General features: G+C 71.5%; 1 protein-coding gene (cut by a window edge). It reads right to left on the reverse strand.

Features of this window, described 5'->3' with window-relative positions:
• Positions 1–18,936: the 5' portion of a non-ribosomal peptide synthetase gene (locus K8556_RS12305; RefSeq protein ID WP_223740244.1), read on the reverse strand. It extends 12,567 nt beyond the left edge of the window; only the first 18,936 of its 31,503 coding nucleotides appear in the window; it begins with the start codon at positions 18,934–18,936; the stop codon falls past the left edge of the window.
• Positions 18,937–19,112 lie beyond the last annotated feature (176 nt).

Raw genomic sequence — 19,112 nt, forward strand, 5'->3', positions numbered from 1 at the left:
CGCGTGCGCGCCCAGCACCGACTCCCGCACCCGCGCGAGCACCTGGCGGAACGAGGGGTCCCCTTCCAGCCGCGTGCGCAGCACGAGCGTGTTGATGAAGAAGCCGATGAGTCCTTCGGTCTCCATGCGGCCACGGCCGGCCACGGGCGAGCCCACCGTGACGTCGTCCTGGCCCGCGTGGCGCGCCAGCAGCACCTGCCACGCGGTGAGCAGCAGCATGTACGGCGTGACGCCTTCCTTCAGCGCCAGGGCGCGCAGGGCCTCCGACAGCTCGCGCGGCAGCGTGAAGGGCAGCGTCTCACCGCGGTACGTCTGCACCGCCGGGCGCGGGAAGTCCGTGGGCAGCTCCAGCGCGGAGGGCGCGCCGGACAACTGCTGCTTCCAGTAGCCGACCTGCTTCTTCAGCACGTCGCCCTGGAGCCAGCCGCGCTGCCAGCCCGAGTAGTCCGCGTACTGCACCGGCAGCTCCGGCAGGGGCGACGGCTTGCCCTGGCGGAAGGCCTCGTAGAGCGCGGCCACTTCGCGCACGAGCACGCCGCGCGACCAGCCGTCGGACACGATGTGGTGCACCGTGAGCAGCAGCATGTGGCGCACGTCCGAGATGCGCACCAGCGTGGCGCGCAAGAGCGGGCCCGTGGCCAGGTTGAACGGCCTGCCCGCGTCCTCGTCCGCCAGCCGCTGCGCCTTCGCCTCGCGCTCGCCCTCCGGCAGGTGCGTGAGGTCCACGAGCGGCAGCGGCATGGGGGCCGCCGGGTGGACGACCTGCACCGGGTTGCCGCCCTCCGCGCGGAAGGTGGTGCGCAGCACCTCGTGACGGCGCACCAGCTCCGTGAAGGCCTGCTCCAGCGGGGCCACTTCCAGCGCGCCGTCCAGCATCACCGGCGCGGCGATGTTGTAGAACGCGCTGTCCGGCTCCAACTGGTCCAGGAACCACAGGCGCTGCTGCGCGAACGACAGCGGCAGCGTGTGCTCGCGAGACAGCGGCACGATGGCCGGCGCCTCCAGGCCGAAGCCCTGGCGGACCGCCTCGTCCACGCGGGCGGAGAGCGTCTCCACCGTGGTCGCCTCGAAGAGCGCGCGCAGGGGCAGCTCCACGCGGAACGCGCTCCGGATGCGGGAGATCATCTGCGTCGCCAGCAGCGAGTGGCCGCCGAGCGCGAAGAAGTCGTCCTTCACACCCACGCGCTCCACGCCCAGCAGCTTGGACCACAGGCCCGCGATGAGCTCCTCGGTGGGAGTGCGCGGGGCCACGTGGGCGCGGCCGGCTTCGGTCTCCTTCTCCGGCGCGGGCAGCGCGCGGCGGTCCACCTTGCCATTGGACGTGAGGGGCAGCGCGTCCAGCACGACGAAGGCGGACGGCACCATGTAGTCCGGCAGCCGCGACTTCAGGCCCTGGCGCAGCGCCCCGGCCTCCAGCGTGTGGCCGGGCACCGCGACGACGTAGGCCACCAGGCGCTTGTCGCCCGGCACGTCCTCGCGCGCCAGCACGACGACCTCCGCGACGCCGGGCAGGCCGCTCATCGCGGCTTCGATTTCCGGCAGCTCGATGCGGAAGCCGCGCACCTTCACCTGGAAGTCGACGCGGCCCAGGAACTCCAGCGCGCCGTCCGGCAGGTAGCGGACGCGGTCGCCCGTGCGGTACACGCGCGCGCCCGGCTCCGGGTGGAACGGATCCGCGAGGAAGCGCTCCATCGTGAGGTCCGGCCGGCCCAGGTAGCCCCGGGCCACGCCCGCGCCGCCGATGAACAGCTCGCCGGGCACGCCCACGGGGACGGGCTGGAGCGCCGCGTCCAGCACGTACATCCGCGCGTTGGGCAGCGGACGGCCCAGCGGCACGGAGGCCGTGGCCGACAGTTGCGTGCCCCGCTCCACCTTCCACGTCAGCACGCCGACCGTGGTCTCCGTGGGGCCGTAGTGGTTGAAGACCTCGAGCCCGGGCACGAGCGCGTGCACGCGCGCCACGAGCGCCGGGTCGGACGCCTCACCGCCCAGCACCAGCCGCTTGCGAGGCAGGACGCGCTCGGGCGACGGCGACGACAGGAGCGCCGTCAGGTGCGAGGGGACGATCTTCAAGCAGTCCACCGCGTGGCGCTGGAAGTAGTCGCCCAGCGCGGCCGGGTCGGACGCGCGGTCGCGGGAGATGAGGTGCAGCGTGCCGCCGCCGCTCAGCGTCGGGAAGACGGCGGTGTGGCCCAGGTCCGCGGCCAGCGTGGACACCGACGCGAAGCTCGCCGCCGGGGGCAGCTCCAGCCGGAGCGTCACGCCCTCCACGTAGTGGTTGAGCTGACGGTGCTCGATGGCCACGCCCTTGGGCCGGCCCGTGGAGCCGGACGTGAAGATGACGTAGGCCAGGGAGCTCGCGTCGCCCAGGCGCGTGGGGTCGTCCTCACGCTCGCGCGACAGCATCGCGGCGTCGGAGTCCAGGCACACGTGTCCCCTGGAGGCGTCCGCCACGTGCGCGGCGAGCGAGGCCTGCGTCACGACGAGTGAAGCCGACGCGTCCTCCAGCACCGTGCGCAGGCGCTCCGGCGGATGCGACGGATCCAGCGGCACGTACGCGCCGCCGGCCTTGAGGATGCCCATCATGCCGACGATGGCCTCCGGGGTGCGCTCGGTGAGCAGGCCCACGCGCGCATCCGGGCCCACGCCGCGCGCGCGCAGCCAGTGCGCGAGCTGGTTGGCCCGGCGGTTCAGCTCCCCGTAGGTGAGCTGGCCGTCGTCGCAGGCCACCGCCACCGCGTCCGGCGTGCGGGCCGCGTAGACGGCGAAGCGCTCGTGGACGCAGGTGTCGCCCGCGGGCTGGGAGCCCGTGGCGTTCCACTCCACCAGCAGCTTCTGGCGCTCCGCGTCCGGCAGCAGCCGCGCGTGCTCGTGACGCGCGTGCGGGTTGGCGGCCATCGCTTCGAGGGCGCGGAAGTAGTAGCCCGCCAGCGCCTCCGTCTGGTCCGCGTCGCGCTGCGTGCCGTTGGTGCGCAGCACGAGCATCAGCGCGCCGGTGTCCGGGCGCTGGAGGAACAGCGTGCTCAGCGGCAGCTCCATCCACGCGGTGGACGGCGTCTCCTCCAGCAGGCGCACGCCTTCGAGCTGCGACAGGCCTCCGGCCACGTGGAAGTGGACGAAGTTGAAGATGGTCTCGAACAGCCGCTGGCCCCCCAACTGCTGCTGCAACCGGCCCATGGGGTAGCGGCGGTGCGGCCAGATGTCGCCGTCCGCCTTGGAGACCTGGCGCACCAGGTCCAGCCACGTGCCGTCCTCCAGCGTCACCGGGAACGGGATGCTGTTGAGGAACAGGCCGACCATGCGCTCACTGTCGGCCGTCTCCGGACGGCCGTTGGAGACCACGCCCGTCACCACCGAGCGCTGTCCCTCCATGAGCGCGCGCACGCGCAGGTGCGCCGCCAGCAGCACGGTCTTGAGCGGCACGTTGGCCGCCTGCGCCACGCGCTGCAGGCCTTCCTGGAGCGCGGCGGGCACGTCCACCTGCCGCATGCTCAGCACCGGCTCCTGGCCCGCGGGCAGCGGCGCGCGGGGAGCAGGACGGTCCACTTCCGACAGGCGCGACTTCCAGAACCGCTCGCCCTCGCCGGAGGTGAGCGACTGGTGCTCCAGCGCGACGAACTGGCGGTAGGTGACGGCCAGCGGCGCCGCCTCCGGGGCCGGCGTGCCGCGCAGCAGGTTCACGTAGCCGCGGAACAGCTCCGACAGCAGCGTCGCGAGGCTCCAGCCATCCAGGATGGCGTGGTGGAAGATGAGCGAGAACTGGAGCGTCTTCTCCGAGCGCCGGTAGATCGCGAAGCGCAGGAGCGGCGCGCGGCTCCAGTCGAACGGACGGCAGCGGTCCTCCTCCACGAGCTTGCGCAGCAGCGCGTCCTGCTCGGAGGCGGGCACGTGGCGCACGTCGTGGAGCTCCAGCGGCACCTGGGCCTCGCGGTGCACGAGCTGCAACGGCTGCTCGTAACCGGTGAGGTCGAACGACGTGCGCAGGATGGCGTGGCGGCGGGCCAGCTCGGCCAGCAACTGGCGCATCTTCGCCTCGTCCAGCGCCATCTCCAGGTGGTAGCTGGTGGCGTCGTGGTACATGCCGGACGCCTGGTCCAGCTCGCTCTGGAAGAGCATGCCGGCCTGGAGCACGGCCACCGGGTACGCGTCCTCCACGTCCGAGGGCAGGCGCGCGCGGTCCGCGTCGGACAGCAGGCTGAAGGGCTCCGAGCCCGGGATGGCCTGCGCCGCGGCCTTGGACGGGGCCGCGTGCACCAGGTTGCCCAGCGCGCGGATGGTGGGCTGACGCAGCAGCTCCACCATGGGCAGATCCAGCCCGCGCTCGCGCAGCTTCGCGATGAGCTGGATGCTGCGGATGGAGTCACCGCCCAGGTCGTAGAAGCTGTCGTCGATACCGACGCGCTCCACGCCCAGCGTCTCCGCCCACACCTCGCACAGCGCCGTCTCCTCCGGGGTGCGGGGCGCGGCGTACGCGGTGGACATCTGCGGACGCTCGCTGCCGGGCACGGGCAGCGCGCGGCGGTCCACCTTGCCGTTGGGCGTGAGCGGCAGCGCGTCCAGCGCCATCAGCGCCGTGGGCACCATGTACGCGGGCAGCTTGTCGTGCAGGAACGCGCGCATCGTGTCCACGCCCAGGGGCTCCGCGCCCTCCTCCGTGACGACGTAGGCCACCAGGGCCTTCTCGCCCGCGACCTCCTGCACGGCGACGGTGACGTCGAGCACGGACGGGTGTCCGCGCAGCGCCGCTTCAATCTCTCCCGGCTCGATGCGGAAGCCGCGCACCTTCACCTGCTGGTCGATGCGGCCCAGGAACTCCAGCGTGCCGTCCGCGCGGAAGCGGACCAGATCGCCGGTGCGGTACAGCCGCGCGCCCGGCACGGTGCTGAACGGATCCGGGATGAACTTCTCCGCCGTCAGCTCCGGCTGGTTCAGGTAGCCGTGCGCCAGACCGTCGCCGCCCGCGAACAGCTCGCCGGGGGCGCCCAGGGGCACGGGCTCCAGGGACGCGTTGAGGACGTGCACGCGCGTGCCGTTGATGGGACGGCCGATGGGCACGGAGATGCCCAGCGCGCTCGCGTCCTCCACCGGGTAGCACGCGGTGAACGTCGTGTTCTCCGTGGGGCCGTAGCCGTTGATGACGCGGCAGCCCGGCAGTTGCTCCATCACGCGCAGCACGTGCGCGGGGGACAGCACGTCACCCCCCGCCAGGAGCTGGCGCACGGGACGCAGGCCGTCCAGGTTGCCGTCCACCATCTGGTGGAACAGGCCGGCGGTGAGCCACAGCGTGCTCACGCCCTCGCGGGTGATGACCTGGCCCAGCTCGTCCAGGGTGGGCGCGCGCGGCGGGAATACGGCCAGCTTCGCGCCGTTGAGCATCGCGCCCCACAGCTCGAGGGTGGACGCGTCGAACGCGAGCGGCGCCAACTGGAGGAAGACCTCCTTCGACGACAGGCTCACCCACTCCGGTCCGCACACCAGGCGCACCACGGCGCGGTGGGGCACGGACACGCCCTTGGGCCGGCCCGTGGAGCCGGACGTGTAGAGGACGTACAGCTCGTCCTCGCCCGTGGGCGCGGTGTCGAGGTTCGCCTCCGGACGCTTCGCGAGCGCGGCCGCGTCGTCATCCAGGCAGACCACCTGGAGCCACTGCGCGGGCAGCTCGTCCGCGATGGCGGAGACGCTGACGAGCGCGGACAGGCCCGCGTCCTCGATGAGCATCGAGAGGCGCTCGGTGGGGAAGCTGGGGTCGAGCGGCACGTACGCGCCGCCCGCCTTGGCGATGCCCAGCACCGCCACGACGAGGTCCAGCGAGCGCTCCAGGGACACGCCCACGCGCTTGCCGGGCCTGACGCCCAGCGCGCGCAGGTGGTGCGCGAGCTGGTTGGCGCGCGCGTTGAGCTGGCCGGCGGTGAGCGTCTCACCCTCGAAGCTCACGGCCACCGCGTCCGGGGCGCGGGCGGCCTGCGCCTCGAAGACGCGCGACACGGGCTGGCCGTGCGGGTACGTCCGCGGGCGGTCGTTCCACGCGGCGAGCGTATGGCGCTCATCCGGCGTGAGCAGCGGCAGCGTGCCGATGCGGCGCTCCGGGTCGTCCACGACGGCGCGCAGCAGCGTCTCGAAGTGGGCGAACAGGCGCTCCGCCGACGCGCGGTCGAGCACGTCCGTGTTGTGCTCCACCGTGACGGTGAGCCCGCCCTGCCACGGGAACACGACGACGAGCAGGTCCCACTTCGCGGTCCCGTTCGTCTCCGCGTCCAGGAGGCTCAGCTCCAGGCCGGGGAGCTGGAGCGGCGGCAGCGGCGCGTTCTCCAGCACGAACTTCACGTTGAAGAGCTGGCCACCCGGCTCGCGCGGCGGCTTGAGCGCCTGCACCAGGGTGCCGAAGGGCAGGTCCTGGTGCTCGTACGCGTCCAGGGTCCCCTTGCGCACGCGGTCCAGCAGCGCGCGGAAGGACAGGTCGCCCGACACCTGCGTGCGCAGGACGAGCTGGTTGGTGAAGAAGCCGACCAGGGACTCCAGCTCCTCGCGGGCGCGGTTCGCGATGTCCGTGCCCACGACGATGTCGTCCTGGCCCGTGCGGCGGTGCAGGAGCGCGTCGAACGCGGCGAGCAGCACCATGAACAGCGTGGCGCCCTCCCCTCGTCCCAGCGCCTCGATGCGGGACGTGAGGTCCGGGGACAGGTGGAAGCGGCGGCTGTCACCGTGGAAGCGGTCGCCCGCGGGGCGCGGCGCGTCCGTGCGCAGCGTGATGCGGGGCGCTCCGGCGAGCTGCTTCTTCCACCAGGAGATCTGCTGCTCCAGCACGTCGCCGCTCAGCCACTGGCGGTGCCAGAGCGTGTAGTCCGCGTACTGCACGGGCAGCGCGGGCAGCGGCGAGGGCTCGCCGCGAGAGAACGCGGTGTAGAGCGCCTGGAGCTCGTTCATGAACACGCCCACGGCCCAGCCATCCACCACGATGTGGTGCATGGCGAGGCACAGCACGTGCTCGCGCGCGCTCAGCTTCAGGAGCTGGGCGCGCAGCAGCGGGCCCTGCACCAGGTCGAACGGCCGGGCGGCCTCCGCGTTCAGGTGCTTGCGGGCCTCGGCCTCCGCCTGGTCGGTGGGCAGCGAGGACAGGTCCACCACGGGCAGCACGAACGGCTTCGCCGGCAGGACGACCTGCACGGGAGAACCGGACGCGTCCTGGTGGAAGACGGTGCGCAGCGCCTCGTGGCGCCGGACGATCTCCTCCAGGCCGCGGCGGAGCACGTCGACGTCCAGGTCGCCGCTCAGGCGGGCCGCGCTGGGCACGTTGTAGATGGGCGTGCCCGGCGTGAGCTGCTCGAAGAGCCAGAGGCGCTCCTGATCGAACGACAGCGGCAGCGAGCCCTCGCGCGAGGCGGGCTTGAGCGGCGGCGTCTTGAACTTCCGCTCGGCGCCGGTGGCCTCGTCCACGCGGGCGGCCAGGGCGGCCACCGTCGGGGACTCGAAGAGCGCGCGCAGGGGCAGCTCCACCTGGAACTCGCCGCGCAGGCGCGACACCAACTGCGTGGCCATCAGCGAGTGGCCGCCCAGCTCGAAGAACGAATCCTCCGCGCCCACGCGCTCCACGGTGAGCACGCGCGCGAAGAGGGCCGCCACGCGCTCTTCCGTCGGCGTGCGCGGGGCCACGTAGGCGTCAGGACGCGTGAGCGCGCCCGTGGGGGCCGGCAGGGCCTTGCGGTCCACCTTGCCGGCGGGCGTCATCGGCAGCGCGTCCAGCACCATGAACGCCGACGGCACCATGTACTCCGGCACGCCGTCCTTCAGGTGCTTGCGCAGCGAGGCCGCGTCCACCGTCCGTCCCGGCTGCGGCACGACGTAGCCGACGAGCCGCTTGTCACCCGGCACGTCCTCGCGCACCACGACCGCCGCCTCGCGCACGTCCGCGTGGCGCAGCAGCACGGCCTCGATCTCTCCCAGCTCGATGCGGAAGCCGCGCACCTTCACCTGGTGGTCGATGCGGCCCAGGTATTCGATCTCACCCTCGGCCAGCCAGCGCACGCGGTCGCCGGTGCGGTACAGCCGCGCGCCGGGCTCCTGGCTGAACGGGTGGGGGACGAACTTCTCGGCCGTCATGTCCGGCCGGCCCTGGTAGCCGCGCGCCAGGCCTTCGCCCGCGACGTACAGCTCACCGGCCACGCCCACGGGCACCGGGTGGTGCAGGGCGTCCAGCACGTACACCTGCACGTTCGCCAGCGGCTTGCCGATGGTCAGGCGCTCCGCCCGGACGCCGCCGTACGTGAGGGTCGCGCAGACCGTGGTCTCGGTGGGGCCGTACGCGTTGATCAGCGTCCTCCCCTGCCCCCACTTGCGAGCCATCTCCACGCTCAGCGCCTCACCGGCGGAGACGATGGTGGACAGCCCGTCCAGCCCGTCCGTGCTCAACTGCGCGAGCACCGACGGCGTCAGCGTCACGGTGGTGATGCGCTGCTGCTGAAGCAGCGTGCGCAGCGGCTCGTCCGGCAGCAGCCGGTCGCGAGGCGCGAGCACCAGCGTGGCCCCGGACACGAGCGTGCTGAACACCTCCCACACGCTGGCGTCGAAGCTGGACGCCGCGTACTGCAACGCGCGGCGGCCCGTGCCCAGGCCCTTCGCCGCGGCGGCCTGCCGGGCGGTGTTGTTGAGGCCCCGGTGCGGCAGGAGCGTGCCCTTGGGGCGGCCCGTGGAGCCGGACGTGTAGATGACGTACGCCAGGGTGTCGGCGTTGGCGCTGGAGGGCGGAGCGGTCTCCGGCAGCGTGCGCAGGTGCGCCGCCTCCACGTCCATGCGCACCACGCGCAGGCCGTCGGTGGGCAGTTGCTGGCTCAGCGACGCCTGCGTCACCAGCACGGGCGCGCCGCTGTCCTCCAGCATGAAGGACAGGCGCTCACGCGGGTAGGACGGATCCAACGGCACGAAGGCGCCACCGGCCTTCTGGATGCCGAGCATCGCCACCGCGAGCTCCAGCGAACGCTCCACGCAGAGCGCCACGCGCACCTCGGGCCCGACGCCCAGCGTGCGCAGGTGGTGCGCCAACTGGTTCGCCCGCGCGTCCAATTGCGCGTACGTCAGCGAGGCATCCTCGAACACCAGCGCCTGCGAGTCCGGCGCGCGACGCACCTGGGCCTCGTAGAGCACCGGGAACGTCACGTCGCCCGCGACGTCGCCGCGCGTGTCGTTCCACGCCACCAGCACCTGGTGACGCTCCTGCGCGCCCATCAGCGCCAGCTCGGACAGCTTCGCCGAGGGACGCGCCGACACGGACTCCAGCAGCACCCGCAGGTGCTCCGTCATCCGCCGCGCCGTCGCCGCCGCGAACAGGTCGGTGTTGTACTCCAGCGTCCCTTCCAGCCCGCCCGCCGTCTCCGTCAGGGACAGCGTCAGGTCGAACTTCGACGACTTGGACTCCACCTCGTACGGCGACAGCTCCACGCCCGACAGCTTCAGGTGCGGCAGCACGTCCTGCTGCAACGCGAACATCACCTGGAACAGCGGCGCGTGGCTCAGGCTGCGCTGCGGCTGGAGCTCCTCCACCAGCTTCTCGAACGGCACGTCCTGGTGCGCGTACGCGCCCAGCGTCGTCTCACGCACCTGCTGGAGCACCTGCTGGAAGCTCGGGTTGCCCGACAGCTTCGTGCGCAGCACCAGCGTGTTGACGAAGAAGCCGATGAGCCCTTCCGTCTCCGCCTGCGTCCGGCCCGCGATGGGCGAGCCCACCGAGATGTCGTCCTGGCCGCTGTAGCGGGACAGCAGCACCTGGAACGCCGCCAGCAGCAACTGGTACGGCGTGACGCCTTCCTGCTTCGCCAGCGCGTTCAGCGTGCGGCTCAAGTCCGCGCCCAGCTTCACCGGGACGTTCGCGCCCCGGTACGTCTGCACCGCCGGACGCGCGAAGTCCGTCGGCAGCTCCAGCACCGCCGGAGCCCCGGCCAACTGCTGCTTCCAGTAGCCGACCTGCTTCTCCAGCACCCCGCCCAGCAGCCACTCCCGCTGCCACTGCGCGAAGTCCGCGTACTGCACCGCCAGCTCCGGCAGCGGCGACTTCTGGTTGAGGACCTGGGCCTCGTAGAGCGCGGCGACCTCGCGCACGAGCACGCCCATGGACCAGCCGTCGGAGACGATGTGGTGCATCGTCACCAGCAGGACGTGCTTCGCCTCGCCCAGCTTCAGCAGCTTCGCGCGGAAGAGCGGGCCCGTGCCCAGATCGAACGGGCGCGCGGCTTCTTCCTCCGCCAGCCGCCGCGCTTCCGAGTCCAGGACACCGGAGACCTCCACCACCGGCAGCTCGAAGGCCTGCGCCGGGTGGATGACCTGCACCGCCTGACCGTTCTCCTCGCGGAAGGTCGTGCGCAGCGACTCATGCCGGCGGACGATCTCCTCCAGGGCCCGCCGCATGGCTTCCACATGCAGCGCGCCCTCCAGCTTCACACCGCCCGCCACGTTGTAGAAGGCGCTGCCCTGCTCCAACTGGTCCAGGAACCACAGACGCTGCTGCGCGAACGACAGCGACTCCGTGGCGCTCCGGGGCCGAGGCGTGATCGCCGGGGCCTTGGACGCATCACGGCCCGAGATGGCCGTGTCCACGGACGCGGCCAACGTCGCCACCGAGGGCGACTCGAAGAGCGCGCGCACGGGGATCTCGACACCGAAGGCGGCGCGCAGCCGGGAGACCAACTGCATCGCCAGCAGCGAGTGGCCGCCCAGCTCGAAGAACGAGTCCTCCGCGCCCACGCGCTCCACGCGCAGCAACTGCGCGAAGAGCGTGGCCACCTGCTCCTCCGTCGCCGTGCGCGGGGCCACGTACTGGCCCTGCGAGGTCTGGGCCTCCGGCGCCGGCAGCGCCTTGCGGTCCACCTTGCCGTTCGGATTGAGCGGCAGCGCGTTCAGCACCACGAACGCCGACGGCACCATGAACTCCGGCAGCCGCGCCTTCAGCCCCTTGCGCAGCTCCGCCACATCCAGCGACGCGCCCGCCACGTACGCCACCAGGCGCTTGTCGCCCGGCACGTCCTCGCGCACCACCACCACGGACTCGCGCACGCCGGGCTGCGTGGACAACACCGACTGCACTTCACCCAGCTCGATGCGGAAGCCACGCACCTTCACCTGGAAGTCGAAGCGGCCCAGGTACTCCAGCTCGCCGTTCGGCAGCCAGCGCACGCGGTCGCCCGTGCGGTACATGCGCGCGCCGGGCTCGTCGCTGAAGGGATTGGGGAGGTACTTCTCCGCCGTCAGCGCCGGCTTGCCCAGGTAGCCTCGCGAGAGGCCCGCGCCCGCGATGTAGAGCTCGCCCGGCACGCCCTGAGGCACCGGACGCAGCCACGCATCCAGCACGTACCCCCGTGAGCCCGTGAGGAGCCGGCCCACCGTCGGCTCCCGCGTCGCGCCCTTCTCCACGAGCAGGTACGTCGAGTACGTCGTGTCTTCCGTCGGACCGTAGAAGTTGTAGACGGCCTCCACGTTCTTCAGTCCGTAGACGGACTGCGCCAGCCGGTTCAGCAGCGGCTCGCCCGCGAGGTTCACCGTCCGCACGGTCTCCGGCACGCCCTGGCTGCGCACGAGCTCCGCCATCGCGGAGGGCACCGTGTTCACCAGCGTCACCCGGCTCGCGTCCTTCATCGTCGGGAGCGCCAAAGCGTTCTCCGCGACGATGACCGCACCACCGACGCTCAGCGGCGCGAAGACCTCGAACACCGAGATGTCGAAGTTCAGCGACGTCGACGCCAACATGCCCGACAGTTGCCGCGGCGTGAAGAACGCCGTCGCCCAGCGCAGGAAGGCCACCACGCTGCGCTGTTCAATCGCGACGCCCTTCGGACGGCCCGTCGAGCCCGACGTGTAGAGCACGTACGCCAGGTTCCCCAGGCTCGTGCGCGCATCGACGCGCGACACAGGGTGCTTGGAGATGGTCTCCCAATCCGTATCCAGGCAGACGTTGCGCGCCGAGTGCGCAGGCAGCGTGCCCAGCAGCTTCTGCTGGGTCAGCACCACGGGCGCCTGCGCGTCCTCCAACATCCAGCCCAGGCGATCACGCGGGTACGCCGGATCCAGCGGCACATACGCGCCACCGGCCTTCAGCACGCCCAGCAGCGCCACCACCATGCGCGCCGAGCGCTGCATGCTCACGCCCACCAGCGTGTCCGGGCCCACGCCCATGCCACGCAGGTGGTGCGCGAGCTGGTTCGCCTGCGCCTCCAACTGCGCGTACGTCAGCACCTGCCCGTCGAAGTACACGGCCGCCGCATCCGGCGTCCGCGCCGCCTGCGCCTCGAAGAGCGCCTGCATCGTCCCGCTCACCGGGGCCGGCAGGTCCGTCCCCGAGATGTCCTTGAGCAGCGACTGCTTCTCCTGCGCGCTCATCAGCGCCAGGTCGAACACCTTCGCCATGGGGCGCACGGCCACGGACTCCAGCAGCACCCGCAGGTGCTCCGTCATCCGCCGCGCCGTCGCCGCGGTGAAGAGGTCGGTGTTGTACTCCAGTGTCCCTTCCAGCCCGTTCGCCGTCTCCGTCAGGAAGAGCGTCAGGTCGAACTTCGCCGTCTTGGACTCCACGTCGTACGGCGACAGCTCCATGCCCGACAGCTTCAGGTGCGGTAGCACGTCCTGCTGCAACGCGAACATCACCTGGAACAGCGGCGCGTGGCTCAGGCTGCGCTGAGGCTGAAGCTCCTCCACCAGCTTCTCGAACGGCACGTCCTGGTGCGCGTACGCGCCCAGCGTCGTCTCGCGCACCTGCTGGAGGACCTGCTGGAAGCTCGGGTTGCCCGAGAGCTTCGTGCGCAGCACCAGCGTGTTGACGAAGAAGCCGATGAGCCCTTCCGTCTCCGCCTGCGTCCGGCCCGCGATGGGCGACCCGACCGAGATGTCGTCCTGACCCGAGTAGCGAGCCAGCAGCACCTGGAACGCCGCCAGCAGCAACTGGTACGGCGTGACGCCTTCCTGCTTCGCCAACGCGTTGAGCGTGCGGCTCAGGTCCGCGCCCAGCTTCACCGGCACCGTGGCGCCCCGGTACGTCTGCACCGCCGGGCGCGCGAAGTCCGTCTGCAGCTCCAGCAGCGCCGGAGCCCCGGAGAGCTGCTGCTTCCAGTAGCCGACCTGCTTCTCCAGCGCGCCACCCAGCAGCCACTCCCGCTGCCACTGCGCGAAGTCCGCGTACTGCACCGCCAGCTCCGGCAGCGGCATGGCGCGGCCCTGCGAGTGCGCCTCATAGAGCGCGGCCATCTCGCGCACGAGCACGCCCAGCGACCAGCCGTCGGAGACGATGTGGTGCATCGACACCAGCAGCACGTGCTGCGCTTCACCCAGCTTCAGCAGCTTCGCGCGGAAGAGCGGGCCCGTGCCCAGATCGAAGGGCCGCAGGGCCTCTTCGTTGACGCGGTGCTGGGCCTCCTTCTCGCGGGCCGCTTCGGCCACGGCCGAGAGGTCCACCACGGGCAGGTCCATCCGGCCCGCGGCGTGGATGACCTGCACCGCCTCGCCGTTGTCCTCACGGAACGTCGTGCGCAGCGACTCGTGCCGCGTGACGATCTCCTGGAGCGTCAGCCGCAGTGCCTCCACGTCCAGCGCGCCCTCCAGACGCACCGCGCCCGGCACGTTGTAGAGCGCGCTGCCCTGCTCCAGCCGGTCCAGGAACCACAGGCGCTGCTGCGCGAACGACAGCGGCAACGTGCCCTCACGCGACACCCGTTTCATCGGCGGCAGGTTCGCGCCTTCCGCCTGCTGCTTCTTCCCGTCGACGAACGACGCGAGCGAAGCCACCGTGCTCAGCTCGAAGAGCGAACGCAGCGGGACCTCGACGCCGAAGGCCGCGCGCAGCCGGGAGACCAACTGCATCGCCAGCAGCGAGTGTCCGCCCAGCTCGAAGAACGAGTCCTCCGCGCCCACGCGCTCCACGCGCAGCAACTGCGCGAAGAGAGTAGCGACCTGCTCCTCCGTCGCCGTACGCGGCGCCACGTACTGGGACCCGGCCTGAGCCTCCGGCACCGGCAGGGCCTTGCGGTCCACCTTCCCGTTCGGCGTCAGCGGCAGCGCGTTCAGCACCACGAACGCCGACGGCACCATGTACTCCGGCAGCCGCGCCTTCAGCCCCTTGCGCAGCTCGGCCACGTCCAGCGACGCGCCCGCGACGTACGCCACCAGGCGCTTGTCGCCGGGCACGTCCTCGCGCACCACCACCACGGACTCGCGCACGCCGGGCTGAGACGCCAGCGCCGATTCGACCTCACCCAGCTCGATGCGGAAACCACGCACCTTCACCTGGAAGTCGATGCGGCCCAGGTACTCCAGCTCGCCCGTCGCCAGCCACCGCACGCGGTCGCCCGTGCGGTACATCCGCGCTCCAGGCTGCTCCGAGAACGGGTTGGGCACGAAGCGCTCCGCCGTCAGCGAATGCTTGGCCAGGTAGCCGCGCGCGAGGCCCGCGCCCGCGATGTACAGCTCGCCCGGCACGCCCTGCGGCACCGGACGCAGCCACGCGTCCAGCACGTACGCGCGCGAGCCCGTCAGCGGACGGCCAATCGTCGGCTCCCGCGCGCCGTCCTTCTCCACGCGCGTGTACGTCGAATACGTCGTGTCTTCCGTCGGGCCGTAGAGGTTGTAGACGCCCTCCACGTTCTTCAGCCCGTAGATGGCTTGAGCCAGCCGCCTCAGCAGCGGCTCACCGGCGAGGTTCACCGTCCGCACGGACTCCGGCACACCCTGGCTGCGCACCAACTCCGCCATCGCGGAGGGCACCGTGTTCACCAGCGTCACCCGGCCCGCGTCCTTCAGCGTCGGCAGGGCCAGCGCGTTCTCCGCGACGATGACGGCGCCACCGCTGCTCAGCGGCGCGAAGACCTCGAACACGGACAGGTCGAAGTTCAGCGACGTCGCGGCCAGCACGCCCGCCAGTTGCTGCTTCGTGAAGGCCGCCTTCGCCCAGTGCAGGAACGCCACCACGCTGCGCTGCTCGATGGCCACGCCCTTCGGACGGCCCGTGGAGCCCGACGTGTACAGCACGTACGCCAGGTTCCCCACGCCCGTGCTCGTCGCGACAGGCGTGGTCGGCTGCCGCGCGATCACGGCCCAGTCCGTGTCCACGCAGACGGTCTTCGCGGAGTGCTCGGGGAGCACGCCCAGCAGCTTCTGCTGCGTCAGCACCACCGGGGCCTGCGCGTCCTCCAGCATCCAGCCCAGGCGATCACGCGGGTACGCCGGATCCAGCGGCACATAAGCGCCACCGGCCTTCAGCACGCCCAGCAGCGCCACCACCATCCGCGCGGAACGCTCCAGGCTCACGCCCACCAGCGTGTCCGAACCCACGCCCATGCCACGCAGGTGATGCGCGAGCTGGTTCGCCTGCGCGTCCAACTGCGCGTACGTCAGCACCTGCCCGTCGAAGTAGACCGCCGCCGCGTCCGGCGTGCGCGCCGCCTGCGCCTCGAAGAGCGCCTGCATCGTCCCGCTCACCGGGGCCGCCAGGTCCGTCCCCGACATGCCCTTCAGCAGCGTCTGCTTCTCCTGCGCGCCCATCAGCGACAGGTCGGACAGCTTCGCGCCCGGATCCGTGAGCAGCGACTCCAGCAGCACCCGCAGGTGCTCCATCATCCGCCGCGCCGTCGCCGCCGCGAACAGGTCCGTGTTGTACTCCAGCGTCCCTTCCAGCCCGCCCACCGTCTCCGTCAGGTAGAGCGTGAGGTCGAACTTCGCCGTCTTCGACTCCACGTCGTAGGGCGACAGCTCCACGCCCGGCAGACGGAAGTGCGGCAGCACGTCCTGCTGCAACACGAACATCACCTGGAACAGCGGCGCGTGGCTCAGGCTGCGCTGAGGCTGGAGTTCCTCCACCAGCTTCTCGAACGGCACGTCCTGGTGCGCGTACGCGCCCAGCGTCGTCTCCTTCACCTGGGCCAGCAGCGCGCGGAAGGACGGGTTGCCCGACAGCTTCGTGCGCAGCACCAGCGTGTTGACGAAGAAGCCAATGAGGCCTTCCGTCTCCGCGCGCGTGCGGCCCGTGATGGGCGAACCGACCGAGATGTCGTCCTGCCCGCTGTAGCGCCCCAGCAGCACCTGGAACGCCGCCAGGAGCAGCATGTACGGCGTGACGCCTTCCTTCTTCGCCAGCGCGCCCAGCGCCTTGCTCAGCTCCGCGCCCAGCTTCACCGGGACGTTCGCGCCGCGGTACGTCTGCGCCGCGGGACGCGCGAAGTCCGTCGGCAGCTCCAGCACGGCGGGCGCTCCGGCCAGCCGCTGCTTCCAGTAGCCGACCTGCTTCTCCAACACGCCGCCCAGCAGCCACTCCCGCTGCCACTGCGCGAAGTCCGCGTACTGCACGCGCAGCTCGGGCAGCGGAGAACCCCGCCCGCCACGGAACGCGTCGTAGAGCGCGGCGACCTCACGCACGAGCACGCCCATGGACCAGCCGTCGGAGACGATGTGGTGCATCGTCACCAGCAGCACGTGCTTCGCCGCACCCAGCTTCAGCAACCGCGCGCGCACCAGCGGCCCCGCGCCCAGGTCGAACGGGCGCACGGCCTCTTCGTCCACGCACCGCCGCGCCTCCGCCTCGCGCGACGCCTCCGGGAAGCCCGTCAGGTCCACCACCGGCAGCTCGAAGGCCTTCGCCGGGTGGATGAGCTGCACCGCCTCGCCGTTCTCCTCGCGGAAGGTCGTGCGCAGCGACTCGTGCCGGCGGACGATCTCCTCCAGGCTCCGCCGCAGCGACTCCGCATCCAGCGCGCCGTCCAGCCGCACCGCGCCCGGGATGCTGTAGAGCGCACTGCCCTGCTCCAGCCGGTCCAGGAACCACAGGCGCTGCTGCGCGAACGACAGCGGCTGCGTGGCACCTCGCGGCCGGGGCGCGAGCGCCGCCGCCTTCGGCTCCTGCTTCGACGCGGTGACCCGCTTCGCCAGCTCCACCAGGCTCGGGCCCTGGAGCAGCAGCTCCATGGGCAGCGAGATCCCCAGCCCCTTCTCCACCGCGTGCGCCAGCTCCACCGCGCTCAGCGAGTCCAGGCCGTAGCGCGTGATGGGCTCACGCACGTCCACCGTCTTCGCCGGCACCTTCAACTGCTCCGCCACGCGCTCCACCAGCCACGTCAGCGTGGCCCGGGCGGCCTCCGGCACGTCCTCACGGACCGGCGCCGCGGCGGGCTCCGGGGACTCCTCCGACGCCTCCGCCTCCTCGAACCCCGGCTCGCGCCACACCAGCACCGTGCGCAGCTCGTCCGCGAGGAACTGCGCCTTGCACGCGTGGCGCTGGATCTTCCCGCTGGAGGTCTTCGGGATACTGCCGGGCTCGATCAGCGCCACGGCGTGCACCTGCACCTCGTGCCGCTCGGCGACGCGCTGGCGGATCTCCTTCACCGCCGCCTCCGCCATGTCCACCTGCTTGCGCAGGTTGCCCGCCTTGCGCAGGTCGATCTCCTGCACCACCACCAGGCGCTCCTCGCCCGCCACCTCCAGGGACACCGCCGCGACGCTGCCGGCGCGCAGCGCGGGGTGGCTCTCCTCCACCGTCTGCTCGATGTCCTGCGGGTAGTGGTTGCGGCCGCGGATGATGATCAGATCCTTGGCCCGGCCGGTGACGAACAGCTCGCCGTCCCGCATGAAGCCCAGGTCGCCCGTGCGCAGGAACGGCCCTTCGTCCGTGCCCTTCACGCGAGCCTGGAACGCCTCCGCCGTCGCCTCCGGCTTGTTCCAGTAGCCCTGCGCCACGCTGGGGCCGCGCACCCAGATCTCCCCCACGCCGCCGGGCGCGCACGCCTCGCGCGTCTGGGGATCCACGATGACCACGGGGTGTCCCGGCCGCTCGTCGCCGCAGCCCACCAGGACGCGCGCCTCCGGCTTCGCCGCGTCCACCAGCACCGCCCGGCGCTGCTCCAGCGCCTGGGCATCCAGCGCGCAGCGCACCGGCGGCGCCTCCACGCGCCCGCCCGACACCAGCAGCGTCGCCTCCGCCAGGCCGTAGCACGGGAAGAAGAACTCACGCTTGAAGCCGTGCGGCCCGAAGGCCTGCTCGAAGCGATCCAGCGTCGCCGGGCGGACGGGCTCCGCGCCGGTGAACGCCACCCGCCACGAGCTCAGGTCCAGCGCCTGCCGCTCCTCCGCCGGGATGCGCCGCACGCACAGGTCGAACGCGAAGTTCGGCCCGCCGCTGATGGTGGCCTTGTAGCGGCTGACGGCCTCCAGCCACACGCGCGGGTTCTTGAGCATCGTCAGCGGCGACATCAGCGCCGCGTGGAACGTCGCGTACAGCGGCGTGAGGATGCCGCCGATGAGCCCCATGTCGTGGTACGGCGGCAGCCAGATGACGGCCGAGCTGCTGGGGCCCAGCTCGAACGCGTCCGTGATCAGCGCCAGGTTGTGCGCCAGGTTGCCGTGGCTCAGCATCACGCCCTTGGGCGAGCCCGTGGAGCCGGACGTGTACTGGAGGAACGCCAGCGTCGACGCGTCCACCGCCGGCGGCGTCCAGTCCGCCTCGCCCCCCGCCGGGAGCTCGTCCGTCCCCATCCAGTGCAGCGAGCGCAGGTCCGGCGCCTGCTCGAAGACGAACTCCGTCATGGACAGGATGCCGGACGTGGTGAGCACCACCGTCGCGCTCGCGTCCTGGATGATCGCCCGCAGGCGCGGCAGCGTCCGCTCCAGCCGCATCGGATCCGGCGGATACGCCGGCACCGCGACGAGCCCCGCGTAGAGGCAGCCGAAGAAGCCCGCCACGTACTCCAGGCCGGGCGGATACAGCAGCATCACGCGCTCGCCCGGCTTCGCAACCTTCCGCAACGCCACCGCGATCCGCCGGGCCCGCGCGTCCAGCCCCGCGTAGCTCAGCGTTCCGTCTTCCTGACCCGCGTCATCCAGGAAGGTGTACAGCGGCTGATCGGACCGCGACTCGGCCCGGCTCCGCAAGATTTCGACGAGGGTGGAATGCGAGGGCGTCAGCTCAAGGGAACGCGACAAGGAAGAACCCATCAGGAAAGCCGGAGAACACCGCAAGGGCTTCAGTGGGCCGACTGCCTGTAGGGCTCACGCACACAACGTGCGTGGCACAGGCGCCCTTGCAATGGATCCGGGGGAGCAGAACTGGATACGAGAATACCACTAGGAATGGGTTCTACTGAACTTGAACAATTTGC

Origin of the sequence: Corallococcus sp. AS-1-12 (assembly GCF_020036995.1) — a bacterium.
GTDB lineage: Bacteria > Myxococcota > Myxococcia > Myxococcales > Myxococcaceae > Corallococcus.